The organism is Lentzea sp. NPDC055074, assembly GCF_053608005.1.
Genome location: NZ_JBSGUQ010000012.1, coordinates 246611 through 267777 on the forward strand (window position 1 = coordinate 246611; position 21167 = coordinate 267777).

18 protein-coding genes and 1 pseudogene are annotated in these 21167 nt (G+C 69.7%); 5 read left to right on the forward strand and 14 right to left on the reverse strand.

The annotated features are described in order from the left end of the window. Positions 1 to 156: 156 nt before the first annotated feature. The 4 genes from ACWF7A_RS26610 to ACWF7A_RS26625 form a co-directional block, all read right to left on the reverse strand. Positions 157 to 1308 (reverse strand): acyl-CoA dehydrogenase family protein, encoded by a 1152-nt coding sequence (locus tag ACWF7A_RS26610; protein WP_452253213.1) that lies wholly within the window; start codon positions 1306 to 1308, stop codon positions 157 to 159. A gap of 5 nt (positions 1309 to 1313) precedes the next feature. After that, on the reverse strand, positions 1314 to 3227 hold the full coding sequence (locus ACWF7A_RS26615; protein WP_452253214.1) for an acetyl/propionyl/methylcrotonyl-CoA carboxylase subunit alpha: 1914 nt from the start codon (positions 3225 to 3227) through the stop codon (positions 1314 to 1316). Between the two features lie 2 nt (positions 3228 to 3229). Next, positions 3230 to 4819 (reverse strand): carboxyl transferase domain-containing protein, encoded by a 1590-nt coding sequence (locus tag ACWF7A_RS26620; RefSeq protein ID WP_452253215.1) that lies wholly within the window; start codon positions 4817 to 4819, stop codon positions 3230 to 3232. A 138-nt stretch (positions 4820 to 4957) separates the two neighbouring features. Beyond that, positions 4958 to 5743, reverse strand: a complete 786-nt coding sequence (locus ACWF7A_RS26625) for an SGNH/GDSL hydrolase family protein (protein WP_452253216.1) — start codon at positions 5741 to 5743, stop codon at positions 4958 to 4960. 323 nt (positions 5744 to 6066) lie between these two features. Between ACWF7A_RS26625 and ACWF7A_RS26630 the strand changes: the two genes are divergently transcribed. Beyond that, on the forward strand, positions 6067 to 6639 hold the full coding sequence (locus tag ACWF7A_RS26630; protein ID WP_452253217.1) for an SACE_7040 family transcriptional regulator: 573 nt from the start codon (positions 6067 to 6069) through the stop codon (positions 6637 to 6639). Here ACWF7A_RS26630 and ACWF7A_RS26635 read toward each other — a convergent pair. The 3 genes from ACWF7A_RS26635 to ACWF7A_RS26645 are packed head-to-tail and all read right to left on the reverse strand — an operon-like array spanning position 6636 to position 9459. After that, positions 6636 to 7256, reverse strand: coding sequence for a response regulator (locus ACWF7A_RS26635; protein WP_452253218.1), 621 nt, complete (start codon positions 7254 to 7256; stop codon positions 6636 to 6638). The two genes, ACWF7A_RS26630 and ACWF7A_RS26635, sit on opposite strands and share 4 nt — an antisense overlap. Next, the gene (locus ACWF7A_RS26640; protein WP_452253237.1) at positions 7253 to 8371 is read right to left on the reverse strand and encodes a sensor histidine kinase; all 1119 of its coding nucleotides are present in this window, start codon (positions 8369 to 8371) and stop codon (positions 7253 to 7255) included. Before ACWF7A_RS26640 ends, ACWF7A_RS26635 begins: the two co-directional genes overlap by 4 nt. A 5-nt stretch (positions 8372 to 8376) precedes the next feature. Continuing rightward, on the reverse strand, positions 8377 to 9459 hold the full coding sequence (locus tag ACWF7A_RS26645; RefSeq protein WP_452253219.1) for a DUF418 domain-containing protein: 1083 nt from the start codon (positions 9457 to 9459) through the stop codon (positions 8377 to 8379). Positions 9460 to 9823: 364 nt separating this feature from the next. Between ACWF7A_RS26645 and ACWF7A_RS26650 the strand changes: the two are divergent. Then, positions 9824 to 10057, forward strand: a pseudogene (locus tag ACWF7A_RS26650) (hypothetical protein); the annotation flags it as partial. A 1360-nt stretch (positions 10058 to 11417) separates the two neighbouring features. On the opposite strand, the gene ACWF7A_RS26655 reads toward ACWF7A_RS26650, so the two are convergent. Genes ACWF7A_RS26655 through ACWF7A_RS26670 form a run of 4 tightly spaced genes read right to left on the reverse strand, consistent with a single transcriptional unit; the run spans position 11418 to position 14961 of the window. Next, positions 11418 to 12440, reverse strand: coding sequence for an acyltransferase family protein (locus tag ACWF7A_RS26655; RefSeq protein ID WP_452253220.1), 1023 nt, complete (start codon positions 12438 to 12440; stop codon positions 11418 to 11420). After that, positions 12437 to 13141, reverse strand: a complete 705-nt coding sequence (locus ACWF7A_RS26660; RefSeq protein WP_452253221.1) for an alpha/beta hydrolase — start codon at positions 13139 to 13141, stop codon at positions 12437 to 12439. Before ACWF7A_RS26660 ends, ACWF7A_RS26655 begins: the two co-directional genes overlap by 4 nt. A 51-nt stretch (positions 13142 to 13192) precedes the next feature. Beyond that, positions 13193 to 13846 (reverse strand): response regulator, encoded by a 654-nt coding sequence (locus tag ACWF7A_RS26665; protein ID WP_452253222.1) that lies wholly within the window; start codon positions 13844 to 13846, stop codon positions 13193 to 13195. Beyond that, complete coding sequence (locus ACWF7A_RS26670) at positions 13843 to 14961, reverse strand: sensor histidine kinase (RefSeq protein ID WP_452253223.1); 1119 nt, start codon at positions 14959 to 14961, stop codon at positions 13843 to 13845. Before ACWF7A_RS26670 ends, ACWF7A_RS26665 begins: the two co-directional genes overlap by 4 nt. Positions 14962 to 15081: 120 nt before the next feature. Here ACWF7A_RS26670 and ACWF7A_RS26675 point away from each other — a divergent pair, with 120 nt between their 5' ends. Beyond that, positions 15082 to 15588, forward strand: a complete 507-nt coding sequence (locus tag ACWF7A_RS26675) for a hypothetical protein (protein ID WP_452253224.1) — start codon at positions 15082 to 15084, stop codon at positions 15586 to 15588. Here the strand turns inward: ACWF7A_RS26675 and ACWF7A_RS26680 are convergent. After that, complete coding sequence (locus tag ACWF7A_RS26680) at positions 15560 to 16687, reverse strand: erythromycin esterase family protein (protein ID WP_452253225.1); 1128 nt, start codon at positions 16685 to 16687, stop codon at positions 15560 to 15562. The two genes, ACWF7A_RS26675 and ACWF7A_RS26680, sit on opposite strands and share 29 nt — an antisense overlap. Before the next feature lie 79 nt (positions 16688 to 16766). Between ACWF7A_RS26680 and ACWF7A_RS26685 the strand changes: the two genes are divergently transcribed. Then, a complete protein-coding gene (locus ACWF7A_RS26685; RefSeq protein WP_452253226.1) occupies positions 16767 to 17453 on the forward strand; it encodes a TioE family transcriptional regulator in 687 nt (228 codons plus the stop codon). Here ACWF7A_RS26685 and metX read toward each other — a convergent pair. Further along, the gene (gene metX, locus ACWF7A_RS26690) at positions 17416 to 18429 is read right to left on the reverse strand and encodes a homoserine O-acetyltransferase MetX (protein ID WP_452253227.1); all 1014 of its coding nucleotides are present in this window, start codon (positions 18427 to 18429) and stop codon (positions 17416 to 17418) included. The two genes, ACWF7A_RS26685 and metX, sit on opposite strands and share 38 nt — an antisense overlap. Continuing rightward, positions 18429 to 19715 (reverse strand): bifunctional o-acetylhomoserine/o-acetylserine sulfhydrylase, encoded by a 1287-nt coding sequence (locus tag ACWF7A_RS26695; protein WP_452253228.1) that lies wholly within the window; start codon positions 19713 to 19715, stop codon positions 18429 to 18431. Before ACWF7A_RS26695 ends, metX begins: the two co-directional genes overlap by 1 nt. Before the next feature lie 195 nt (positions 19716 to 19910). On the opposite strand from ACWF7A_RS26695, the gene ACWF7A_RS26700 reads away from it, so the two are divergent. Beyond that, on the forward strand, positions 19911 to 20918 hold the full coding sequence (locus ACWF7A_RS26700; protein ID WP_452253229.1) for a Gfo/Idh/MocA family protein: 1008 nt from the start codon (positions 19911 to 19913) through the stop codon (positions 20916 to 20918). The last annotated feature ends 249 nt before the right edge of the window (positions 20919 to 21167 follow it).

A 21167-nucleotide genomic window follows, 5' to 3' on the forward strand; every position in this document is an offset into this window, starting at 1 on the left:
ACCGCGAATGACCTCGAGAAGAACGTTCGAACCCGGGAAAACGGGCTCTGTCCGGCTACCTGTCATCTGCACCCTCACACTCGTGCGGAAGGCAGACGACGGTAGCCGGACAGAGTCATTCGAACCGGCGTTTTGACACTGTTTAGATGGAATGGACTAAAGACCGAGCTCGCGGGCGATCAGCATCTTCTGCACCTCGGAGGTGCCCTCGCCGATCTCCAGGATCTTGGCGTCGCGGTAGAAGCGGCCGACCGGGTACTCGTTCATGAACCCGTAGCCGCCGAAGATCTGCGTGGCGTCGCGGGCGTTGTCCATCGCCGCCTCGGACGAGACCAGCTTCGCGATGGCCGCCTGCTTCTTGAACGGCTCGCCGCGCAGCATCCGGGACGCGGCCTCGTAGTAGGCCAGGCGCGCGGTGTGCACGCGGGCCTCCATCTCGGCGATCTTGAACTGGATCGCCTGGTACGTCCCGATCTTGTTGCCGAACGTCTCGCGCTCGTGGGCGTAGCGGACCGACTCGTCCACGCAGCCCTGGGCGAGGCCGACCGACAGCGCGGCGATGGCGACGCGGCCCTCGTCGAGCGTGCGCAGGAACTGGGCGAAACCGCGGCCGCGGGTGCCGAGGAGGTTCGCGGCGGGCACGCGGCAGTCCTGGAAGGACAGTTCGCGGGTGTCGGAGGCGTTCCAGCCGACCTTGGAGTACTTCTTCGACACCGTGAAGCCCGGGGTGCCGGACGGGACGATGATCGAGGAGATCTCCTTGCGGCCGTCGGGCTGCGTGCCCGTGACCGCCGCGACCGTCACCAGGCCGGTGATGTCCGTGCCGGAGTTCGTGATGAACGCCTTGGTGCCGTTGATGACCCACTCGTCGCCGTCGAGGCGCGCGGTGGTGACGAGGCCGCCCGCGTCGGAACCGGAGCCCGGCTCGGTGAGGCCGAACGCGCCGAGCTTCTGGCCCGACGTCAGCGAGGGCAGCCACTCGGCCTTCTGCTCGTCGGTGCCGAAGCGGTAGATGGGCATGGCGCCCAACGAGGTCGCGGCCTCCACCGTGATCGCCACGGACGAGTCGACGCGCGCGAGCTCCTCCAGCGTGACGCACAGGGCGAAGTAGTCACCGCCCATGCCGCCGTGCTCCTCGGGGAACGGCAGGCCGAGCAGGCCCATCTGCCCCATCTTCGCGACGATCTCGTACGGGAACTCGCAGCGCTCGTAGAAGTCACCGATGACCGGGGCGACCTCGTCGCGCGCGAACTCCTCGACGGTCTTGCGCAGGTCCTCGTACTCGCTCGGGAGCCTGAAGTCCAACATTGCTGTCACTCCTCGTGAGAGACGACGAGGGCCAGTACCTGGTCGAGTGCGACCTGCTGGCCTGCTTGCACGTTCACTTCGGCGAGCACGCCGTCGACCGGTGCGGTCACGGTGTGCTCCATCTTCATGGCCTCGACCACGAACAACGCTTGACCGGCGGTCACTTCCTCGCCCTGCTGGGCTCGCACCACCAGAACCGTTCCCGGCATCGGCGACTTCACCGGGCCGCCGGACGCCTGAGCGCCCTCGGCCGCGCCGACCAGGAACTCCGCCTCGACCAGCGCCCAGGAGGCTCCGTCGTGGCCCAGCCACAGCACGTCGCCGTCGCGGGCCATCGAGTAGCGGCGCGAGCCGACGAGCAGGTCGGCGCCTTCACGACGGGCCCGGGCACGAACCGGTTCTCCGGCGCCCACAACGACTTCCTCGCCGCGCACGCGCACGTCGACGTCGTTGATCCGCCAGGTCGTCCAGGCGTGCTCACCGACGCGCCAGCCTCCGGGCTGGTCCCACGGGTCGTCGCCGTGCGGCTGCAGCGAGCGCTCCAGACCGGCCGCCACGTACACGTCGTCCGGGATCTCGGCGGACGTCAGCGCGTCCAGCTTCCGCTCGACCAGACCGGTGTCCAGCGCGCCGGCGCGCACGTCCTCGTCGCGCAGAAGTGCCCGCAGGAACGGGATGTTCGTGGTGACGCCGAGCAGCACCATCTTGCCGAGCGCGTGGTCGAGCTTGCGCAGCGCTTCCTCGCGGGTGCGGCCGTGCGCGATGACCTTGGCGAGCATCGGGTCGTAGTCAGAACCAACGACGAGTCCCTCGTACAGCCCGGAGTCCACGCGGACGTCGGACGGCTCGCTCAACGCCAGGACGCGGCCACCGGTCGGCAGGAAGCCGCGCGCCGGGTCCTCGGCGTAGACGCGGGCCTCGACCGAGTGCCCGGTCAGCTCGACGTCGAGGTCGAGGGGTTCGCCGGACGCCACGCGGAGCTGCCACTCGACGAGGTCGACGCCCGTGACCATCTCGGTCACCGGGTGCTCGACCTGCAGCCGGGTGTTCATCTCCATGAAGAAGTAGTCGCCGGAGGTGCCGTCCACGATGAACTCGACCGTGCCCGCGCCGACGTAGCCGACGGACTTGGCCGCGTCCACCGCCGCCGAGCCCATGGCCTCGCGCACCTCGGGCGTGAGGAACGGCGACGGCGCCTCCTCGATGATCTTCTGGTGCCGCCGTTGGAGGCTGCACTCGCGCTCACCGAGGTGGATCACGGTGCCGTGCGCGTCGCCGAGGACCTGGATCTCGATGTGGCGCGGGTTCGTGATGAACCGCTCGATCAGCAGCGTGTCGTCACCGAACGACCCGCGCGCCTCACGCCGGGCCGACTCGATCGCCTCGCGCAGCGCCGAGTCCTCGTGCACCAACCGCATGCCCTTGCCGCCACCGCCCGCAGAAGGCTTGAGCAGCACGGGAAAACCGATCTCGGCGGCCGCCTCGACGAGCTCGTCGTCGGACATGTTCTCGCGCGTGCGGCCGGGCACCACGGGCACGCCCGCCGCCGACACCGTGAGCTTCGCGCGGATCTTGTCGCCCATCGCGTCGATCGCCGACGCGGGCGGGCCGACGAACACGATCCCCGCCGCGTCGCAGGCCGCGGCGAACGCGGTGTTCTCGGCGAGGAAGCCGTAGCCGGGGTGGATCGCCTGCGCGCCCGTGGACACGGCGGCCGTGACGATCTTCTCGATGGACAGGTAGCTCTCGCGGGCGGCCGCGGGGCCGATCCGCACGGCCTCGTCGGCCAGCTTGACGTGCAACGCCTCGGCGTCCGCGTCGGAGTACACGGCGACGGAACGGATCCCGAGCGACCGCAACGCGCGGATCACCCTGACCGCGATCTCCCCGCGGTTCGCCACCAGAACGCTGTCGAACATGATCACATCCGGAAGACGCCGTAGGAAACATCGTCGATGGGCGCGTTCGCCGCGCTGGACAACGCCAGCCCGAGCACCGTGCGCGTGTCACGCGGGTCGATGACCCCGTCGTCCCACAGCCGCGCGGTCGAGTAGTACGGGTTGCCCTGGTCCTCGTACTGCTGGCGGATCGGCGCCTTGAACGCCTCCTCGTCCTCTGCGGACCACTCGTCGCCGAGCTGGTCGCGGCGGACGGTCGCGAGCACGGACGCCGCCTGCTCCCCGCCCATCACGGAGATGCGGGCGTTGGGCCACATCCACAGGAAGCGCGGCGAGTACGCCCGGCCGCACATCGAGTAGTTGCCGGCGCCGAACGAGCCACCGATGATCACGGTGAACTTCGGGACGCGCGCGCAGGCCACCGCCGTCACCATCTTGGCGCCGTGCTTGGCGATGCCGCCCGCCTCGTACTCGCGGCCGACCATGAAGCCGGTGATGTTCTGCAGGAAGACCAGCGGGATGGATCGCTTGTCGCACAACTGGATGAAGTGCGCGCCCTTCACCGCGGACTCGCCGAAGAGGATGCCGTTGTTCGCGATGATCCCGACCGGGTGGCCGTGGATGCGCGCGAAGCCGGTGACGAGCGTCTGCCCGTACTCCTTCTTGAACTCCTGGAACTTCGAGCCGTCGACGACCCGCGCGATCACCTCGCGCACGTCGTAGGGAGTCCGGGAGTCCGTGGGCACGACGCCGTAGAGATCGCTGTCGACCACCGGCGCCTCGACGGGCGCGACGTCCCACGGGCGCTGCGCGCGCGGACCGAGGGTGGAGATGATCGAGCGGACCATCCGCAGCGCGTGCGCGTCGTTCTCCGCCAGGTGGTCGGTGACGCCGGACGTGCGCGAGTGCAGGTCGCCGCCGCCGAGGTCCTCGGCACTGACGACCTCACCGGTCGCGGCCTTCACCAGCGGCGGTCCGCCGAGGAAGATCGTGCCCTGGTTCCGGACGATGATCGCCTCGTCGCTCATCGCCGGCACGTACGCGCCACCGGCGGTGCACGACCCCAGCACGGCGGCGATCTGCGGGATCCCGCGCGCCGACATCGTGGCCTGGTTGTAGAAGATCCGCCCGAAGTGCTCGCGGTCCGGGAACACGTCGTCCTGCTTCGGCAGGAACGCGCCGCCGGAGTCGACGAGGTAGACGCACGGAAGGTTGTTCTGCAGCGCCACTTCCTGCGCGCGCAGGTGCTTCTTGACCGTGATCGGGTAGTAGGTGCCGCCCTTGACCGTGGCGTCGTTCGCGACGATCACGCACTCACGGCCGGAGATGCGCCCGACGCCCGTGATGATGCCCGCGGCCGGGGCGTCGTCGCCGTACATGCCGTTGGCGGCCAGCGGCGACAGCTCCAGGAACGGCGAGCCGGGGTCGACCAGCGTGTCCACGCGCTCGCGCGGCAACAGCTTGCCCCGGTCGACGTGACGCTGACGTGCCTTCTCGGGACCGCCGAGAGCGGCGGTGGCGAGCTTGCTCCGCAGCTCGTCGACGAGCGCGGTGTGCTCCTTGGCGTAGCGGTCCGACGGCTCGGCTGCGCTGCGCAGGACAGGTGCGTCCATGCTCCCCAGACCTCAGGTTAGCGGGCGTTAACATCCTCATGTTAGCGCCCGCTAACCTAGCGGTCCACACGAACGACTCGAGAGTGACCCGATCGCAGGTCAAGCGGCACTTCAGGCACTCTCACGTTCCGGAATGCACTACCCGATCGCAGCCCGCAGAGCGGGCAGGTAACCGCTCTGGTGACCCGCCCTGTTCGGGTGGTACGACTCCTCGACCGGCCAGCTCAGGCTGTTGAGCCACCAGCTCGACGAGCAGATCTCGTGCCCGGTGAACGCCCCGCGCACGTCGACGTAGCCGAACCCGGCCGCGGCGGCCCGCGCGCCGATGGTGCTGTGCAGCGCGTCGGAACCGGAGTTGATCGCGGCGCGCTTCGTGTCGCTCAGGCCGACGTTGCAGGAGCCCGGCACCTTGTAGATGCGCGGGTAGCCGAGCACGACCACGCGCGCCGACGGAGCCTTGGCCCTGATCGTGTTGTAGACGTTGGTGAGCAGCCCGGGAAGCGTGTTCGCGGCGTAGTTCTTGGCCGTGTTCACCCGGTTGACGCAGTCCTGGTCCGAGCCGAAGGTGCAGGTGGTGATGACGTCGGTGAAGCCGGCGTCGTTGCCTCCGACCTGCACCGTGACCAGGTTCGTGGCCGTCGTGAGGTTGTTGGCCTGACTCAGGACGTCCCCTGTTCGCGCGCCGGAACAGGCGACGGACCTGAACGACGCGGGCGCTGTCGCCGCGGCGTAGAGGGCCGGATACGCGAGCGGGCCGCGCTTGCAGCTGCCGCTGGAACCGTCGTAGCTGCCGGTCCCGAGCCCGGAGGCGTAGGAGTCGCCGAGCGCGACGTAGTTGACGGGTGCCGCGCTGGCGGGGTTGGCGAGCGCGATGACCGCCGCAGCGGCGGTGACCACTGAGGCGAGGAAGTGAGCAGGACGCATCGATGACTCCCGGAGGGGCCGCAGGGTTGATGCATTGCCGGTCAATCGTTACTCACGAGTAAGGCCTGTGTGAAGTATTGGTCAATAGTCAACATTCAGGGCTTGCACCTGCGCGAATTCCACCCATCGGACGAGGCCTCGTCCCGCGAATCGACTCGATGACAGTCACGTTCGAGAGGGCTGCTGACGGTGCCGCCGCAGTCCCCTCACACCGGACGCGTCCGGGGATTGCGGCGGCGCCGTCAGCAACCCCCTCGGACGCGACTGTCGTCCGGTCGATTCGTGGGACACGGCCTCATGTGAACGGCTGCTAACCTCCTCTCGTGGTCGAGAAACCCTCACGTCGGGACCAGATCCTCAACGCCGCGGCCGAACTCTTCGCGCGCCACGGCTTCCACGGCGTGGGCATCGACGACATCGGCGCGGCCGTGGGCATCTCCGGCCCCGCGCTCTACCGGCACTTCCGCAGCAAGGACGCGATGCTCGGCGAGATGCTGACGTCGATCTCCGAACGGCTCCTCGACGGCGGCCAGGCGCGGGTGGACGCCGCCTCCGACGCGGACGAGGCGTTGCGGGAGCTCATCGGCTGGCACGTCGACTTCGCGCTGGACGACCCGGCGCTCATCACCGTGCAGATGCGGAACCTGGCGAACCTCACGGACCCGGACCGCCGGCGTGTGCGTGCCTTACAACGCCGCTACGTCGAGGTGTGGGTCGAGACGATCCGCCGGACCGTGCCGGACTTCGACGAGCCGACGGCGAGGGCCGCCGCGCACGCCGTGTTCGGGCTCATCAACTCGACGCCGCACAGCGCCCACCTCGACCGCGACCAGATGGCCGCGCTGCTGTCGCGCATGGCGCTCGCCTCGCTGACGCCGGCCGTGGTCGCGACCTAGATCAGCCCTCGCTGGTGCGCGGCGGACACCGCTGACGCCCGGTCCGGCACCTCCAGCTTCGCGTACACGTGCTGCAGGTGCGTCTTCACCGTCGCCTCGCTGATGTGCAACGCCGCGCCCACCTCGCGGTTCGTCCTCCCCCGCGCGACCAGCGCCAGCACCTCCCGCTCCCGGCTGCTCAGCGCGGAGACGGGAACCGGCGTGCGCACCCGCTGCACGAGCCGCGCGGCGACCGAGGGCGACAACACCGTCTCGTCACGCGCCGCCGCCCGCACCGCCCGGAACAGCTCCTCGCGCGGCGCGTCCTTGAGCAGGTAGCCGATCGCCCCCGCCTCGATCGTCGGCAGCACGTCGGCGTCCGTGTCATGCGTCGTCAGCACCAGCACGCGCGTCGCCGGTGCGCGCGAACGGATCTGCCGCACCAGCTCGGCCCCCGAAGGCGCGGGCAGGCGCAGGTCGGTGACGGCGACGTCCGGGCGCACGGCCGCGATCACGGTGAGCGCCTCGGTCCCGCTCGCCGCCTCGCCGACGACCTCGAAGTCGTCCTGCGTGCCGAGCATGCCGCGCAGGCCGTCCCGCACCACGGGGTGGTCGTCGACGACCACGACGCGGATCATCGGGCGTCCAGCGTGACGTTCACCGCGGTTCCGTTGCCGGGCGCGGACTCCACGGTCACCGTGCCGCCGAGCAACGCCACCCGTTCCTCCATCGCGGTCAGGCCGAAACCGCGCACCGACGGGTCGAAGCCCGCTCCGTCGTCGAGCACGTCCAGCACGACCACGTCCTCCATGTACGACAGTGTGACGTCCACGCGAGAGGCGAGGGCGTGCCTGCCCGCGTTCGCCAGGGCCTCCTGCGCCGCCCGCAACACGGCGACCTCGGTCTCCGGGGACAACGGGCGCGCGTCCCCGGTCACCGTGCAGCTCACCGGCACACCGTGCTCCTCGCGCCACGCCACCACCGCGCGTTCCACCGCCTCGCCGAGCCGGGCGTCGCGCAACGGGCCCGGCCGCAGGGCCTCGATCGACCGGCGCACCTCGACCAGGCTGTCCCTCGCGAGCCGCCGTGCCGTGGCGATGCGGCCTCGGACCGGTTCTGCCAGGCCCAGTTCCTCGGCCACCTCCAGCTGCGTCACGATGCCGGTGAGGCCCTGGGCGACGGTGTCGTGCATCTCGCGCGCCACCCGCGCCCGTTCCTCCAGCACCTGCAGCCGCGCGTTCTCCGCCGACAGCGCGGTGAGCCGCTCGTGCATCTCCCGCCGGCGGATCACCTCGCGTTCCATCACGCGGATGATCCAGCCGATCAGGATCGCCATCGGCGTGGTGACGCCGAGGTTGACCATCAGGGTCGCGCCGACGTCGGTGCCCTGCGGCACCAGCCACAACCCGCTCACCACGACCACACCCGCGTAGGCGAGCCAGCCGGGCAACGCGAGGAACGCGAGGCCGTAACAGGCCGGGACGAAGATCGCGAACGCACCGTCGTGCAGCAGCAGCACGACCGCCCCGCCGAGCACGCCGGCGAAGTACAGCAGCATCAGCCCGGTCCGCCGCTCCCACCACTCGGGGTGCGCCATCACGAACCACCAGTGCCACACCGCCACCAGTCCGACGACGACCAGCGGCACCGGGGTGACCGGCCGGGTCACCAGGTAGACGCCCGTCGCCACGGCCAGCAGGCCGTACGGCGCGAGCGCCCACACCAGGTTCCACCGGCGTTCCTGCTCGACCATGGTCGTCACGCCGGTGAGCTTCGCAGTTCCCGTGCCTTGCGGAGCAGGGTCTCGGCGGGTCCGCGCAAGTCCTTGCGCCGCAGCAGGTCGGCGAGCAGCACCGAGACGAGCCACGTCGCCAGCGCGAGCAGGGCGGCCTCCGCCGACCCGAACGTCGCGCCCAGCCCCAGCGTGTAGGGCTTGAGCAGCAGCACGAAGACGACGGACTGGAACAGGTAGCAGCTCAACGACCGCTCCCCGCACGCCGTGATCGCCCGCACGACCGCGTTGGGCCGCTTGATCCGCGTCGCGACCAACCCGATCAGCGCGGCGTACCCGAGTCCACCCGCGACACCCGTCACCGCGTGCAGAGCGCCCAGCTGCCACAACGCGGTGGTGTGCCAGAAGCCCGCGACCGCGAGCCCGCTGGGCAGCCCGCCGAGCACGGCCGCGGCGAGACCCCAGGCCGCGACGTGCCGCAGCAGCCGCCGGTGCCGTTCCGGCTCGGCCAGGATCTCGCGACGCGCCGCCCAGACACCGACGAGAGCAGCGGCTCCGACACCGAAGAGCCCGAACGGGACCAGCAGCCATTCGACCGGGTGCAAGGCGAGGGCGGCCAGCGGGTCCGCGGTCTCGAACGACCAGAAGAACGACCGCTGCCCGTTCGGCGGCGCCGCGTAGGCCTGGCCCTGGACGACGGCGGTCAGCACGAGCCAGCCGGCCGCGGCCCCGAGCAACGTCCGGTCCTTCAGCCTGCTCATCGCGATCACCGCGAACCCGAGCAGGCCGTAGAGGCCGAGCACGTCGCCGGGGAACAGCAGCAGGGCGTGCACGAACCCGAAGACGATCAGCCAGACGTTGCGCGACCGGGCCCGTTCCGGCGCCATCCGCGCGACGCCGTACGCGAACAGGAAGGCGAACATCGGGTACGCGCGGGCGTCGACGAACGTCACCACACCGGCGCTGACCAGCCGGTCCACGAGATCTGTCTCGACCACGTGCTGGCGCACCCCGTACGGGCGGCCGTGGAGGTAGACGGCCGAGTTCGCCAGCGCGATCAACGCGAGCATGCTGCCGCGGGCGAGATCTGGTGTGAGCAGGCGTTTCATGCTTCCGAGCCTGTCCGGACGCGCCGCCCGGCACCATCAGCCGTGTCGTGGGGCGGGATCCACCGATCGACGGATGGCGTGCGGCTGACCTGGCGAACTGGCGGTCAGCCGAGACCTGTCCGTAACCTTGCCCGCAATGGGCGCGCGCAAACTCCTCCTCCGGCTTCCGGCCTGGTTCCGGTTCACCGTGATCACCCTCGCGGTGTTCGTGTGCGGTGTGATCGCCTCCAGACCGGCCACGGGGGACAACGGGATCCCGCCCAGCGCCGACGTGATCGCCGCGGCCAACGCCGTCGACGCGTTCGTGTCGCCGTCCGCGACGCACGACCCGTACGTCAACCTGCCGCCGGACTTCGCGCGCGAGATGGGCCGCGACCCCAAGACCATCACGGCACCGGACGGGACGCTCCGGGTCGTCGACGCGGGTGGTGGGTGCTCCGGTCCCGCGGGCGACACGGAGTGGGACTTCAGCGCCGGCTGCCGCGCGCACGACCTGGGCTACGACCTGCTGCGCTACGCCGACCACAAGGGCGACCCGCTCGGACCGCAGGCGCGCAAGGCGTTGGACGACCGGCTCACGACGGACCTGCACACCCAGTGCCGGCTGAACCCGCGCGGCGCCGAGCAGAGCTGCCACGCCGTGGCCGAGACCTACGCGCTGGGCCTGAAGTTCAACTCGTGGCGGCAGCGGTGGGGAGCGCCCGGCCACGAACCCGTGGTGGCGTGGGCTTTCGGCAGCGCGATGGTGGTGTTCCTCCTGCTGGCGCGGCTGCACGGCCGCCGTCGCGACGACCCGGTCGCGAACTCGCTGCCGCTGGTGCTGGCCCACGCCGAACAGGACAGGTACGCGACGTTCCTGCGGCTCTTCAGCCTCGCGCTGCTGGTGGTCGGCGAGACGGTCGCGATGCTCGCGCACCTGCGAGGGTTCGGCACGTCGTGGTTGTGGGCGTTGCAGGCGGTGCCGCTGTTCTTCTTCGCGGGCGGCCACGCGAACCTGCGCAGCTGGCAGGCGCACCAGGGCGGCTTCGGCTGCTGGGTGTCGAGCCGGACGTCGTGGCTGCTGCGGCCCGTGCTGGCGTTCGTGCTGCTGTGGGTGGTGCTGTTCGCGGCGCTGAACCTGATGGACGTGAAGGTCGACGCGTACAGCCGGTTGATCACGCATCCGTTGTGGTTCATCGGGGTCTACCTCGTGGCCGTGGCCGCGACGCCGGCGGCCGCGTGGCTGCACGAGCACTTCCGCCGCACCACGCCGTTCGTGCTGGTGCTCGTGACGCTGGGCGTCGAGATCGCGCGCACGTCGACGGACTGGAAGACCGGCGGGTACGTCAACCTGATCGTCGGCGCGTTGCTGATGCAGCAGATCGGGTTCTTCTACGCGGACGGCACGCTGGCCTCGCTCTCCCGCAAGCTGCTGGCCGCGCTGGGTGCCGTCACGCTGCCCGCGCTGGTGTTCTTCAGCGACTACCCGCGGTCGATGATGGTGCTCGGCGTGGCGCAGGTGTGCGTGGCGCTACTGGCGCGCGGCCTGGTCACCGCGTGGCTCGAGGGCCGGATCTGGCACGTCGTGACGTTCGTCCGCCGGTCCCCGATGACGGTGTACCTCGCGTACCTGACCGGTGTCGGCGCCCTGGTCGGGCTGCTCGGGCTGACGCAGGCGCCGATCTGGCTGGTGCTCGGCCTGGTGCCGCTCGTCCTGCTGTTCCACCGGTTCGAACGGCGGCTGGTCAAGCTCACGAAGCTGTCGCACGAGTCGCACCGCACCCGGCTCGCGACGGCGATGGGCGTGTCGTTCGGGACGCTCGGCGTGCTCGGGTTCGTGGTGAGCGGCTTCCTCGGTGACGGGATGCTGGTCCTGCTGCCGGTCGACCCGCTGCAGAACCTGATCCACCTGCTGCTGGGCTGGTACCTGATCCACACCGCCCGCACCGGAAGCTGCGACACCCGCCTGCCGTGGCTGCTCACGGCGCTGGCGTGCGTACCGCCGATGCTGGCTCTGGATCCGACACCGCCGGTGGTGGTGCTGCACGCCGCGGCGATCGGGCTTGCAGCGCTCGGAGCCATCCCCAGGTCACGGCCGCGCACACCGGCAGCCACAGCAGTCGCTGCCACACCCAGCCCGGATGATCTGGTGGCTGCTGGAGCCCCGGCAACGGCCCCCACGCGCTGAGCGCCAGCGTCACGGTGACCAGCGCGCTCTGGTGGGTCAGGAAGATCCCCAGCGCGCGCTTGTTCAGCCACACCACGGGTTTCGCCGTGCCGAGCCTCGTCAGCAGCGGTGTGATCGTGAGCACCAGGCCGATCTGCGCGAACGCCAGCGCGAGCGTCGCGTAGTTCGGCGGGTTGAGGTTCGAGACGGCCTCGCCCGGAATGCCCACCGCCGCCACCGGATGGCCGCCGAACGTCGTCAGCAGCGCGTACCCGAGCACGCCCAGGACCAGCAGCGGAGGGCCCGGGATCCGCCGGCGCGCCAGCGAGTGCCCGAGCTGCCAGGCCGCCCACCACACCGCGTACGGGACCACGAGCACCAGCGCGACCGGGACGAGCACACCCCACGAGTACTCGTCCAGCTTGCGCACCAACGGTTTCAGCGCGAGCAGCGCCAGGTAGACGCCGAAGAACCACAGCGGCGTCGTCACCAGGAAGCCGATGTTCCAGGCGGTGCCCTGGTCGACACCGCGCAACGTCAGTCCGAAGAGGACGGCGGCCCAGCAGCCGAGCATCAGCAGGGTGGGCACGGCGAGCTGCTTCAGCCTGGTGAGGAACGGCGTCCGCGAGTGCGCAGCGGCGTAGCCACCGACGAAGAAGAACAGGCCGAGCGTCTGCAGCACCCAGCTCACGGGAGTGAGCTCGCTCAGGTGCTTCAAAGGACTGTCGATGTACATGCCGGTCGGGGTGTCGACCAACGCCGTGACCAGCCAATGGCCGAGCACGACCGTGACGACGGCCAACGCCCGCACGGCGTCGATGAACGGATTCCTCACAGCTGGTCCCCCGATGCGATTCGCACGAGCGCCTGCAGCGTCTCGGTGCCCGGCTCGTAGTAGGTGTCGTGCTTGCCGCCCTCGAAGCGCAGGACCGTGGCCCCGAAGTCGCTGGAGGCCGGATCGGTGCCGTGCCCGAGGTCGAACAGCCGCGCGTGGGGCACGAACCGCATCCAGTCCCCGCTGGACCGCAACGCCCACACGCGGGCCCGAGTCCCCAACCCGGCCGCGGAGTCCGCCCGCACACCGGGGCTTCCGGTGAACACGACGTCCGCCACGTCCAGCTGGCGCGCCGCGAGCCCGACCACGACCGACCCGTAGCTGTGACCGATGACGTGGATCCGCGCCGACGTGTGCAACGCCCGCACGAAGTCGACCAGCGCGGCCGCACCCCGGCGTGCCAGCGACCCGGTCATCGCGTCCACGCCGAGCCCCTGCGGCGTCCGGTACCCGAGCCACGCGATCACCGCGAGGTCGTCGCGGTGGGCCTGCTCGTACAGGTTGGACGCCATCCGCCCGACCGTGCGGTCGAACCTGTCGACGTCCACGTCGGACCCCGGCACGACGACCACGACATCTCGTGCCGTCGCGAGGTCACCGACGATCGCGACCCGGCGGGCGACGTCGGTCCGCCACTGCGCGATCGACGGCGCGACCGACGGCAGGGCGATCAGCAGGAGGAACAGGACGGCTCGGCGCATGAACCGAAGCTAGGAAGGTGACGGGCCCCGAATCGTCACACCACGGAGCCGTTACCCCGGTATCACGAGCCCGCTCTCGTAGGCCGCGATGACGGCCTGGGCGCGGTCGCGCAGGCCCAGCTTCGTGAGCACGCGGCTCACGTGCGTCTTGACGGTCTGCTCGGCCAGCACGAGGTGCGCGGCGATCTCGGAGTTCGACAGGCCCTGCGCGACCAGCGCGAGGATCTCCGTCTCGCGTTCGGTCAGGACGTTCAGCCGGGCGGGCCGGACCCGGTCACTGCGCCGCGACCGCACGAAGTCCTCGATCAGCCGCTTGGTGATCGAAGGCGCCAACAGTGCCTCTCCCGCGGCCACCACGCGCACGGCGTTGAGCAGCTCACGGGCGGGCGCGTGCTTGAGCAGGAACCCGCTCGCCCCGGCCTGCAACGCCTCGTAGACGTAGTCGTCGAGGTCGAACGTGGTCAGCACCAACACCTTCAGGTCGTCGGTGCCGTCCAGCAGGAGCCGGGTCGCGGTGAGACCGTCCATCTCGGGCATCCGGATGTCCATCAGCACCACGTCCGGTCTGACCGTGCGCGCCAGCGCGACGCCCTGCACCCCGTTGCCCGCGGCGCCGACGACCTCGATGTCGTCCTGCGCGGCGAGCAGCGCGGAGAAGCCCTCGCGCACCATCTCCTGGTCGTCCACCACGACCACCCTGATCACTTGTCCCCCAACGGAATTCTCGCCCTGACCAGGAACCCGCCGTCCTCGGTCGACTTCACGGTCAGCGTGCCACCGTGCACGGCGACGCGTTCCCTCATCCCCACCAGACCCTGCCCGCTGCCTCCACCTCGGGACGGTCCTCCGGCGGTGTTGCGCACCAGCACGTCCAGCCGGTCGCCGTCCTTGCGCACGTGGACGGACGCCTTGGAGCCGGGCGCGTGCCTGGTGGCGTTCGTGAGCGCCTCCTGCACGATCCGGTAGGCGGTGAGGCCGACCGCCTCCGGCACGTCGTCCACGTCGACCTCGGCCTCGTCCCCCGGCCTCGTGAGCTCGGGGATGCGGCTGATGCCGGGCTGCGGCTCGCGTTGCGGCGCGTCGCCCGTCGTCCTGAGCACGCCCAGCAGGCGTTGCATGTCGGTGATGGCCTCCCGTGCGGCCTCACCGACCTCCGCGAACTCCTTCTGCGCTTCCTCGTTGAGCCCTTTGAGGCGGTAGGGCGCCGTTTCGCAGCGCACGACCACCAACGACATGTGGTGCGCCACGACGTCGTGCATCTCGCGCGCGATGCGGGCCCGTTCCTCGAGGGCGGCCTTGGCGTCGCGCTCCTCCTCGAGCTCGCGTTCGGCACGGCCGCGCGACCCGAGCAGGTAGACCACCGTGCTGATGATCGGTACGAACAGCGCCATGTCCGCGGACTGCGGTTCGGCGGCGATGATCAACGCCATGGTGATCGCCGTGACCGCGATGACGATCCCGCGCGAGTAGAACGCCACGACCACGACGAACAGCGGCACGGCGGTCCAGTACTGCATGGCCGCGGCGCCCTCGCCCGCCATGAGGTAGCTGACGAAGAGGAACCCCGGCACCGCGAGCCGCCAGGCGTAGAGCGGCGACCGGGTCAACAGGACGTACGGCCCGAGCGTGGCGAGGAAGACGACGACCCACCAGCCGTCCGAATCGGCCTGGCGCACGTACGTGGCGCTGCCGACGACCGCCCAGACGAAGGCGTAGATGATCAGCGCGCCGTAGACGGGCAGCCGCAGCCGGCCGAGCGCCCTGTCGAGAACTCGCGTGCGATCGGGACCGAGGATCGTCCGGTAAGACGTGCGGAACACCACCCGATGCTAGGTGTACGCGTGAATCAGCACATTGACCTGCGGAGTGACATACCCGGGTATGACTCTGATCAAGATGGGGCATTGCGAACGCGTGACACCGCGCGGTAGGCAGTACCTGTGAGACCACCACAGGATCCAGATCGCTGGTCACGGCTGACGGCCGTGGCCGGTGAGGCGCTGGCCGCGGCCAGGGCCGGGGAAGACGCTGTGGCGGTAGACCTCGTGACCGGGTACCTCAGCGGGTCGCCCGAGGGCAACGAGGAGATCCGTGAACTGGTGCTCCTGCTGTTCGCCGAGTGCAGCAGCATGGTCAGCGCGCTCGGTTCCGGCGGCGCCACCCCGGTGAAGATGCAGGTCTTCGACGAGGAGGGCAACGAGGTCCAGATCGACGACGCGGACCCACCCGTGCGCACGGCGATCCGCGCGTTGCTGGCGGAGGTGCACGGCGACCAGGACGCGGCCGCGGAGCAGATCGAGATCGCCCTGGCCAACGGGCAACCGCAGGAGCTCGCGACAGTGGTGTTGCAAGCCCTGCGGTGGACCCTGAAGCTGGCCATCGAGTGCGAGACGCGCGACCTGCCCGTCGCGTCGTGGATCACCGCGTCGCTGGACGACCAACCCTGATGTGCAGCAGAGCGTCCACACCGTCCATGAGGTGCTGGTCGAGCGGGAAGTAGCCGATCTTCAGCATGGGGTCGGCGCCGGTGTCGGAGCGTTGCGGCCCCTGCGGCTTGTCGTTCGTGATCCCCCAGGTCGTGAACCGGCCCTGCAGCTGCCCTTCGAGGGTGGCTTTGTCCGGTTCGCCCAGCCCGATGGAGTCGTTGCGGCCGAGCGTGCCGCCGATGACGGTGTAGGTGTCACCGAGGATCGGGGCCACGAGCGCGCCCGCAGAGAACCACTCGATCCGTTCGCCGGCCATCTCCATCGAGGAGTTGGTGCGCTGCAGGTGGGCGTTGTGCGCGAACACGAGTGTCGGCCCGTTCGCGGCCTCGGCGCGCCGGATCTCCAGCAGGTTGTGGGCCATCACGCCGTCCCGCATCTGGCACAGGCGGTTGAGGCGCACGCCCAGCGGGTTCGGCTCGGCGGCCTCCCGGTGGTACCGCAGCAGGCTCAGCCCGGCCGTGAGGTGGGTCTCCGCTCGTGCCCAGGCCTCGTCGGTGCTCCTGCGCTCGTGCAGCCTCTTCAGCAGGCCGACGCCGATCTCCCGCAGCCTGACGGCTTCCTCCGACTGCCCCGGCGACTGCTCGGCGTACAGGATCGCCTCGTCGCGGCTCCACTTCTCGTCGTCGATCGTCAGGTCCACGTCCTCGCCCAGATGGTCGCGGGCGTGTTCGAGGTAGGGACGCGGGCTGGGCGCGCTGGCGGTCTCGGTCTGGAAGTCGAAGCCGTGGAACGACAGGCGTTCCCGAGCCGGCTTGCCGGTGTTGTACTCGCGCATCCACTGCACGAGCTCGCGGTTGGCGGGCCAGTTCTCGCCGAACGTGTGGGAGAAGCCTTCCTTCATGACCGTGTCGAGGTCGCCGGCGCCGCCGTGCACGTAGTCGTTGACGCTCAGACCCCGGATCCGGCAGGACTCCAGGGCGATCGAGCGGAAGCCCAGGCCCGCCAGCTGCTCGAACAGCTCGTTGCGGACCCAGGAGTGGGCGTGTTCGAGGTGCGTCGGCTCCCCGAACCCCAGCAGCTCGGTGAAGGGGCTGATGAACTCGCGAATGTCCTGGCTCATGTGGTTCAACCGTAACATTGAAAGCTCTGTTGAGACTTTCTTGCGTTCTCTGCCCTTGGTGCTCGCTAAAGTCTCAACCGTGCGCCCATCCGACCTCGCCCGCGAGCACGGCCTGTCGACCCAGGCGGTGCGCAACTACGAGGAGTCGGGATTCCTCCCGCCCGCCGAGCGCACCCCGTCCGGTTACCGCGTCTACACCGAGGTCCACGCCGCCGCGTTGCGCACGTTCGTCGCGCTCGTCCCCGCCTTCGGCCACGCCGCGGCCGGCCAGATCATGAACGCGATTCACGACGACGAGCTGGACGACGTCCTGACGCGGATCGACCGCGGCCACGAGCAGCTGCTGCGCGACCGCTCGACCCTCGACTCGGTCAGCCGCGCGGTGCAGGACCTGACCGACGTCGAACCGGTGCTGGAACCGCGTACGATCGGCGAGCTGGCCCGGCGCCTCGACGTCACCCCGGCGACGCTGCGCGCGTGGGAGGAGGCGGGCATCCTCGTGCCGTCACGGGAACCGACCGGCTACCGGGTGTTCCGGGCCGAGGACGTCCGCGACGCCGAGCTCGCCCACCTGCTCCGGCGCGGCGGCTATCCGTTGGCGCGCATAGCTTTGGTGGTCGAGCAGATCCGCACGGCGGGCGGCACCGACACACTGGGTGCCGCCCTGGCGGACTGGCGCCGCCGCCTCACCGCACGAGGCCTCGCGATGCTGGCCGCCTCCGCACGCCTCAACGAGTACCTGACCGCACGGGCACCAGCTCCGTGACGAGCGCGCCGACCTGCTCGCTCTCGATCAGGAACGCGTCGTGCCCGTACGGCGACTCGATCACCCGCAGCCCGTCCGCCCCGGGGATGCCCGCCGCCAGTTCTTCCTGCTGCGCCAACGGGTACAGCCGATCCGAGTCGACCCCGGCGACGATCGTGCGCGCCGTGACCTTGCCCAGCGCGGCCTTGATCCCGCCTCGCCCGCGTCCGACGTCGTGCGAGTTCATCGCCTCCGTCAGCGTCACGTAGCTGGCGGCGTCGAACCGGCGGGTCAGCTTGGCCGCGTGGTGGTCCAAATAGGACTCGACCTCGAACCGCCCGTCCTCCTGCCTCTCCCTCCCGAACCGCGCCTGCAGCTCTTGCTCGCTGCGGTAGCTGATGTGCGCGATCCGCCGCGCGATCCCCAGTCCTTCGACAGGATCGGCCTTGATCGCGTGCACCTGCGCGGACGCCAGCGCGATCTGCTCGGCGGACGCCGCCGCGGTGGTGGCGAGCAACAGCAGTCCGTCAACCCGCTCGGGCTCGCTCACGGCCCATTCGACGGCCCGCATACCCCCCATCGACCCGCCGAGCACGGCGGCCCACCGCCCGATGCCCAGGTAGTCCGCGAGGTGGACCTCGGCCGCGACCTGGTCGCGCACGGTGACGTCCGGGAACCCGGGGTACTGCCAGGGCCCGGTGCTGCCCTGGCAGCCACCGAGCACGTTCGGGGCGACCACGAAGAACCCGTCGAGCGGTTTTCCCGCCCCCACCAGGGAGTCCCACCAGCCCGGCGTGGGGTGACCCGGCTCCACGCCCCCGGCGACATGGCTGTCACCGGTGAGGGCGTGGAGCACGAGCACCGCGTTGGAGGCCTCGGCGTTCAAGGTCCCCCACGTCTCGTACGCGAGCTGGAATCCCGGCAGTTCCCCGAACCGGTCGGCGTGGCTGAACCACTTCCGCCGACCGTTCGGATCGCCGAACCGCCAGCCGCCCACTACAACTCGGACTTCGCCGCGGTGAAGCCCGCCTCCAGGTCCGCCTTGAGGTCCTCCAGCCCCTCCAGCCCGACCGACAGCCGCACCAGACCGGGCGCGACACCCGCGACGAGCCGCTCCTCCGGCGTGAGCTGGCTGTGCGTGGTGGAGGCCGGATGCACGATCAGCGACCGCACGTCACCGATGTTCACCAGCTGGCTGAACAGCGTCGTACCGTCCACAAAGGCCCGACCGGCCTCGACACCACCGCGCAGCTCGAAGCTCACGACCGCGCCGGCTCCCTTGGGCAGGTACTTCTGCGCGTTGGCGTGGAACGGCGACGACGCGAGGCCCGCGTAGTGGACCTTCTCGACCTCGTCCCGTCCTTCCAACCACTCCGCAAGCGCTTGCGCGTTCTGCACGTGCCGCTCGATGCGCAGCGACAACGTCTCGATGCCCTGGATGACCAGGAAGCTGGTCAGCGGCGCGATGGCCGCACCCGTGTCCCGCAGCCCCTGCACCCGCAGCTTCGCCGCGAACGCCCCGTGCCCGAGCACCGGCCAGTACTGCAGCCCGTTGTAGCTGGGGTCGGGCTCGTGGAAGTCGGGGAACTTCTCGGCCCCGTACTCGAACTTCCCGCCGTCGACGACCACACCGGCGATGGCCGTCCCGTGCCCACCGAGGTACTTGGTCGCGGAGTGCACCACGATGTCCGCCCCGTGCTCCAACGGCCGAAGCAGATACGGCGTGGGCACGGTGTTGTCGACGATCAACGGCACCTGGTTCGCGTGCGCGACCCCGGCGACCCCTTCGATGTCCAACACGTGGGACCGGGGGTTGGCCAACGTCTCCGCGAAGAACAACTTGGTGTTGGGCCGGACCGCGGCCTGCCAGGCGTCGAGGTCGTCCGGGTCGTCCACGAACGACACTTCGATCCCGAGCTTGGGCAACGTGAACTTGAACAGGTTGTAGGTACCGCCGTACAACGACGCACTGGAGACCAGGTGGTCCCCGGACCGGGCGAGGTTCAGGATCGCGGCCGTCTCGGCAGCGGACCCGGACGCGAAGGCAACAGCCGCCACGCCCCCTTCGAGAGCGGCGACCCGCTGCTCCAGCACGTCCTGAGTGGGGTTGTTGATGCGCGTGTAGATGTTCCCGGGCTCAGCCAGCGCGAAGAGATCAGCACCGTGCTGCGTGTCCCTGAAAACGTACGAGGTGGTCTGGTAGATCGGCGTGGCGCGAGCACCAGTGGCCGGGTCGGGCGCGGCGCCCGCGTGGATCTGAGCAGTTTCGAAGGACCAGGACATGGCTGTGCTCCAGCGTGGTTGACGTACCGGGAGTTGGCTGAGATCAACGGGAGCGGCGACAGGCCATGCTGGTGACGCGCACGTAGTCAACGTGGCGTCGGCTAACCAGCGGCATGGTCATAGTCGACGAATGTAAGGGTCCACACGGCCCCGCCGACACCCCGTCCACCAGGTGAGACCGCTTAGGCTGATCGCATGCGCACAGCTGTGGTCGGCTACGGACTAGGTGGGGCGGCCTTCCACGCCCCGTTCATCGAGGCGACGGAAGGCCTGACCCTCTCCGCGGTCGTCACGTCGAACCCGAGGCGCCAGGCGGAGGTGGCGGCCCGCTACCCGAACGCCCGCCTTCTGTCCTCACTGGACGAAGTCTGGACGGGCGGCTTCGACCTCGTCGTCATCACCACCCCGAACCGCTTCCACGCGACGCACGCCCGCCAGGTCCTGGAACACGGCCTCAACGTGGTCGTCGACAAGCCCTTCGCGGGCTCAGCGATGGAAGCAAGGGCCCTGGCGTCCATCGCCTCGTCCAGAGGCCTCATGCTCGTCCCGTTCCACAACCGCAGATGGGACGGCGACTTCCTGACGGTCCGAAAACTGCTCGACGACAAGACCCTGGGCCAAGTCCACAAGTTCGAGTCCCGCTTCGAACGCTACCGCCCGGAGATCAAGTCGTCCTGGAAGGAATCAGGCGACCCGGCAGACCTCGGCAGCATCCTCTTCGACCTGGGCACCCACCTCATCGACCAGTCGGTGGCCCTCTTCGGCCGCCCGACCAAGGTCTACGCGGAAATCAACACAGTCCGCCCGGGAGCAAAGGCAGACGACGACGTCTTCCTGTCCCTGACACACGACAACGGCGTCCGCTCCCACCTCTGGATGAGCGCACTGGCAGCAGACCAGGGCCCGCGCTTCCGAGTGCTGGGCCACGACGCCGCCTACGTCAAGTACGGCATGGACCCCCAGGAAGACCGCCTGAAGGCAGGCGAAACCCCAGCAACCCCAGGCTGGGGCGAAGACCCAGAAGAAGCCTGGGGCACCCTCAACGGCACCCCACACCGCACAGAACCAGGCGCCTACCAGGACTTCTACGCCCAGGTAGCAGCAGGCAAGGCCCCAGTCTCACCGCAAGACGCGGTGACGGGTCTAGAGGTGATCGAGGCAGCAAAGCAATCAGCAACAACAGGCGACGCAGTACGCCTCTAACCGCGAAGCCGAAGGCGAACCACCTTCTCGAACGCGATGCCGAAGGCGAGCCGTCAGTCCAAGCGAAGCCGAAGGCGAGCCCTCAAGCGATGCCGAAGGCGAGCAGTCTTTCCATAAGAGCTGGGCGGTGGGGTCCCATCACGAGTCGCGCCACAGCTCTTGCTGCATGGAGGTAGGGGTGTCAACTCGACACGCTTTTCGTCGAGTTGACACCCCTACCTCCCAGTGGGCCGGGAGCGTATAAAAAAA

Excerpts from the sequence above, each read along its gene's own strand:
- ACWF7A_RS26610 (WP_452253213.1), bottom strand. The coding sequence starts at position 1,308 with ATGTTGGACTTCAGGCTCCCGAGCGAGTACGAGGACCTGCGCAAGACC.
- ACWF7A_RS26615 (WP_452253214.1), bottom strand. The coding sequence starts at position 3,227 with ATGTTCGACAGCGTTCTGGTGGCGAACCGCGGGGAGATCGCGGTCAGG.
- ACWF7A_RS26620 (WP_452253215.1), bottom strand. The coding sequence starts at position 4,819 with ATGGACGCACCTGTCCTGCGCAGCGCAGCCGAGCCGTCGGACCGCTAC.
- ACWF7A_RS26625 (WP_452253216.1), bottom strand. The coding sequence starts at position 5,743 with ATGCGTCCTGCTCACTTCCTCGCCTCAGTGGTCACCGCCGCTGCGGCG.
- ACWF7A_RS26635 (WP_452253218.1), bottom strand. The coding sequence starts at position 7,256 with ATGATCCGCGTCGTGGTCGTCGACGACCACCCCGTGGTGCGGGACGGC.
- ACWF7A_RS26640 (WP_452253237.1), bottom strand. The coding sequence starts at position 8,371 with ATGGTCGAGCAGGAACGCCGGTGGAACCTGGTGTGGGCGCTCGCGCCG.
- ACWF7A_RS26645 (WP_452253219.1), bottom strand. The coding sequence starts at position 9,459 with ATGAAACGCCTGCTCACACCAGATCTCGCCCGCGGCAGCATGCTCGCG.
- ACWF7A_RS26660 (WP_452253221.1), bottom strand. The coding sequence starts at position 13,141 with ATGCGCCGAGCCGTCCTGTTCCTCCTGCTGATCGCCCTGCCGTCGGTC.
- ACWF7A_RS26680 (WP_452253225.1), bottom strand. The coding sequence starts at position 16,687 with ATGAGCCAGGACATTCGCGAGTTCATCAGCCCCTTCACCGAGCTGCTG.
- ACWF7A_RS26695 (WP_452253228.1), bottom strand. The coding sequence starts at position 19,715 with ATGTCCTGGTCCTTCGAAACTGCTCAGATCCACGCGGGCGCCGCGCCC.
- ACWF7A_RS26700 (WP_452253229.1), top strand. The coding sequence starts at position 19,911 with ATGCGCACAGCTGTGGTCGGCTACGGACTAGGTGGGGCGGCCTTCCAC.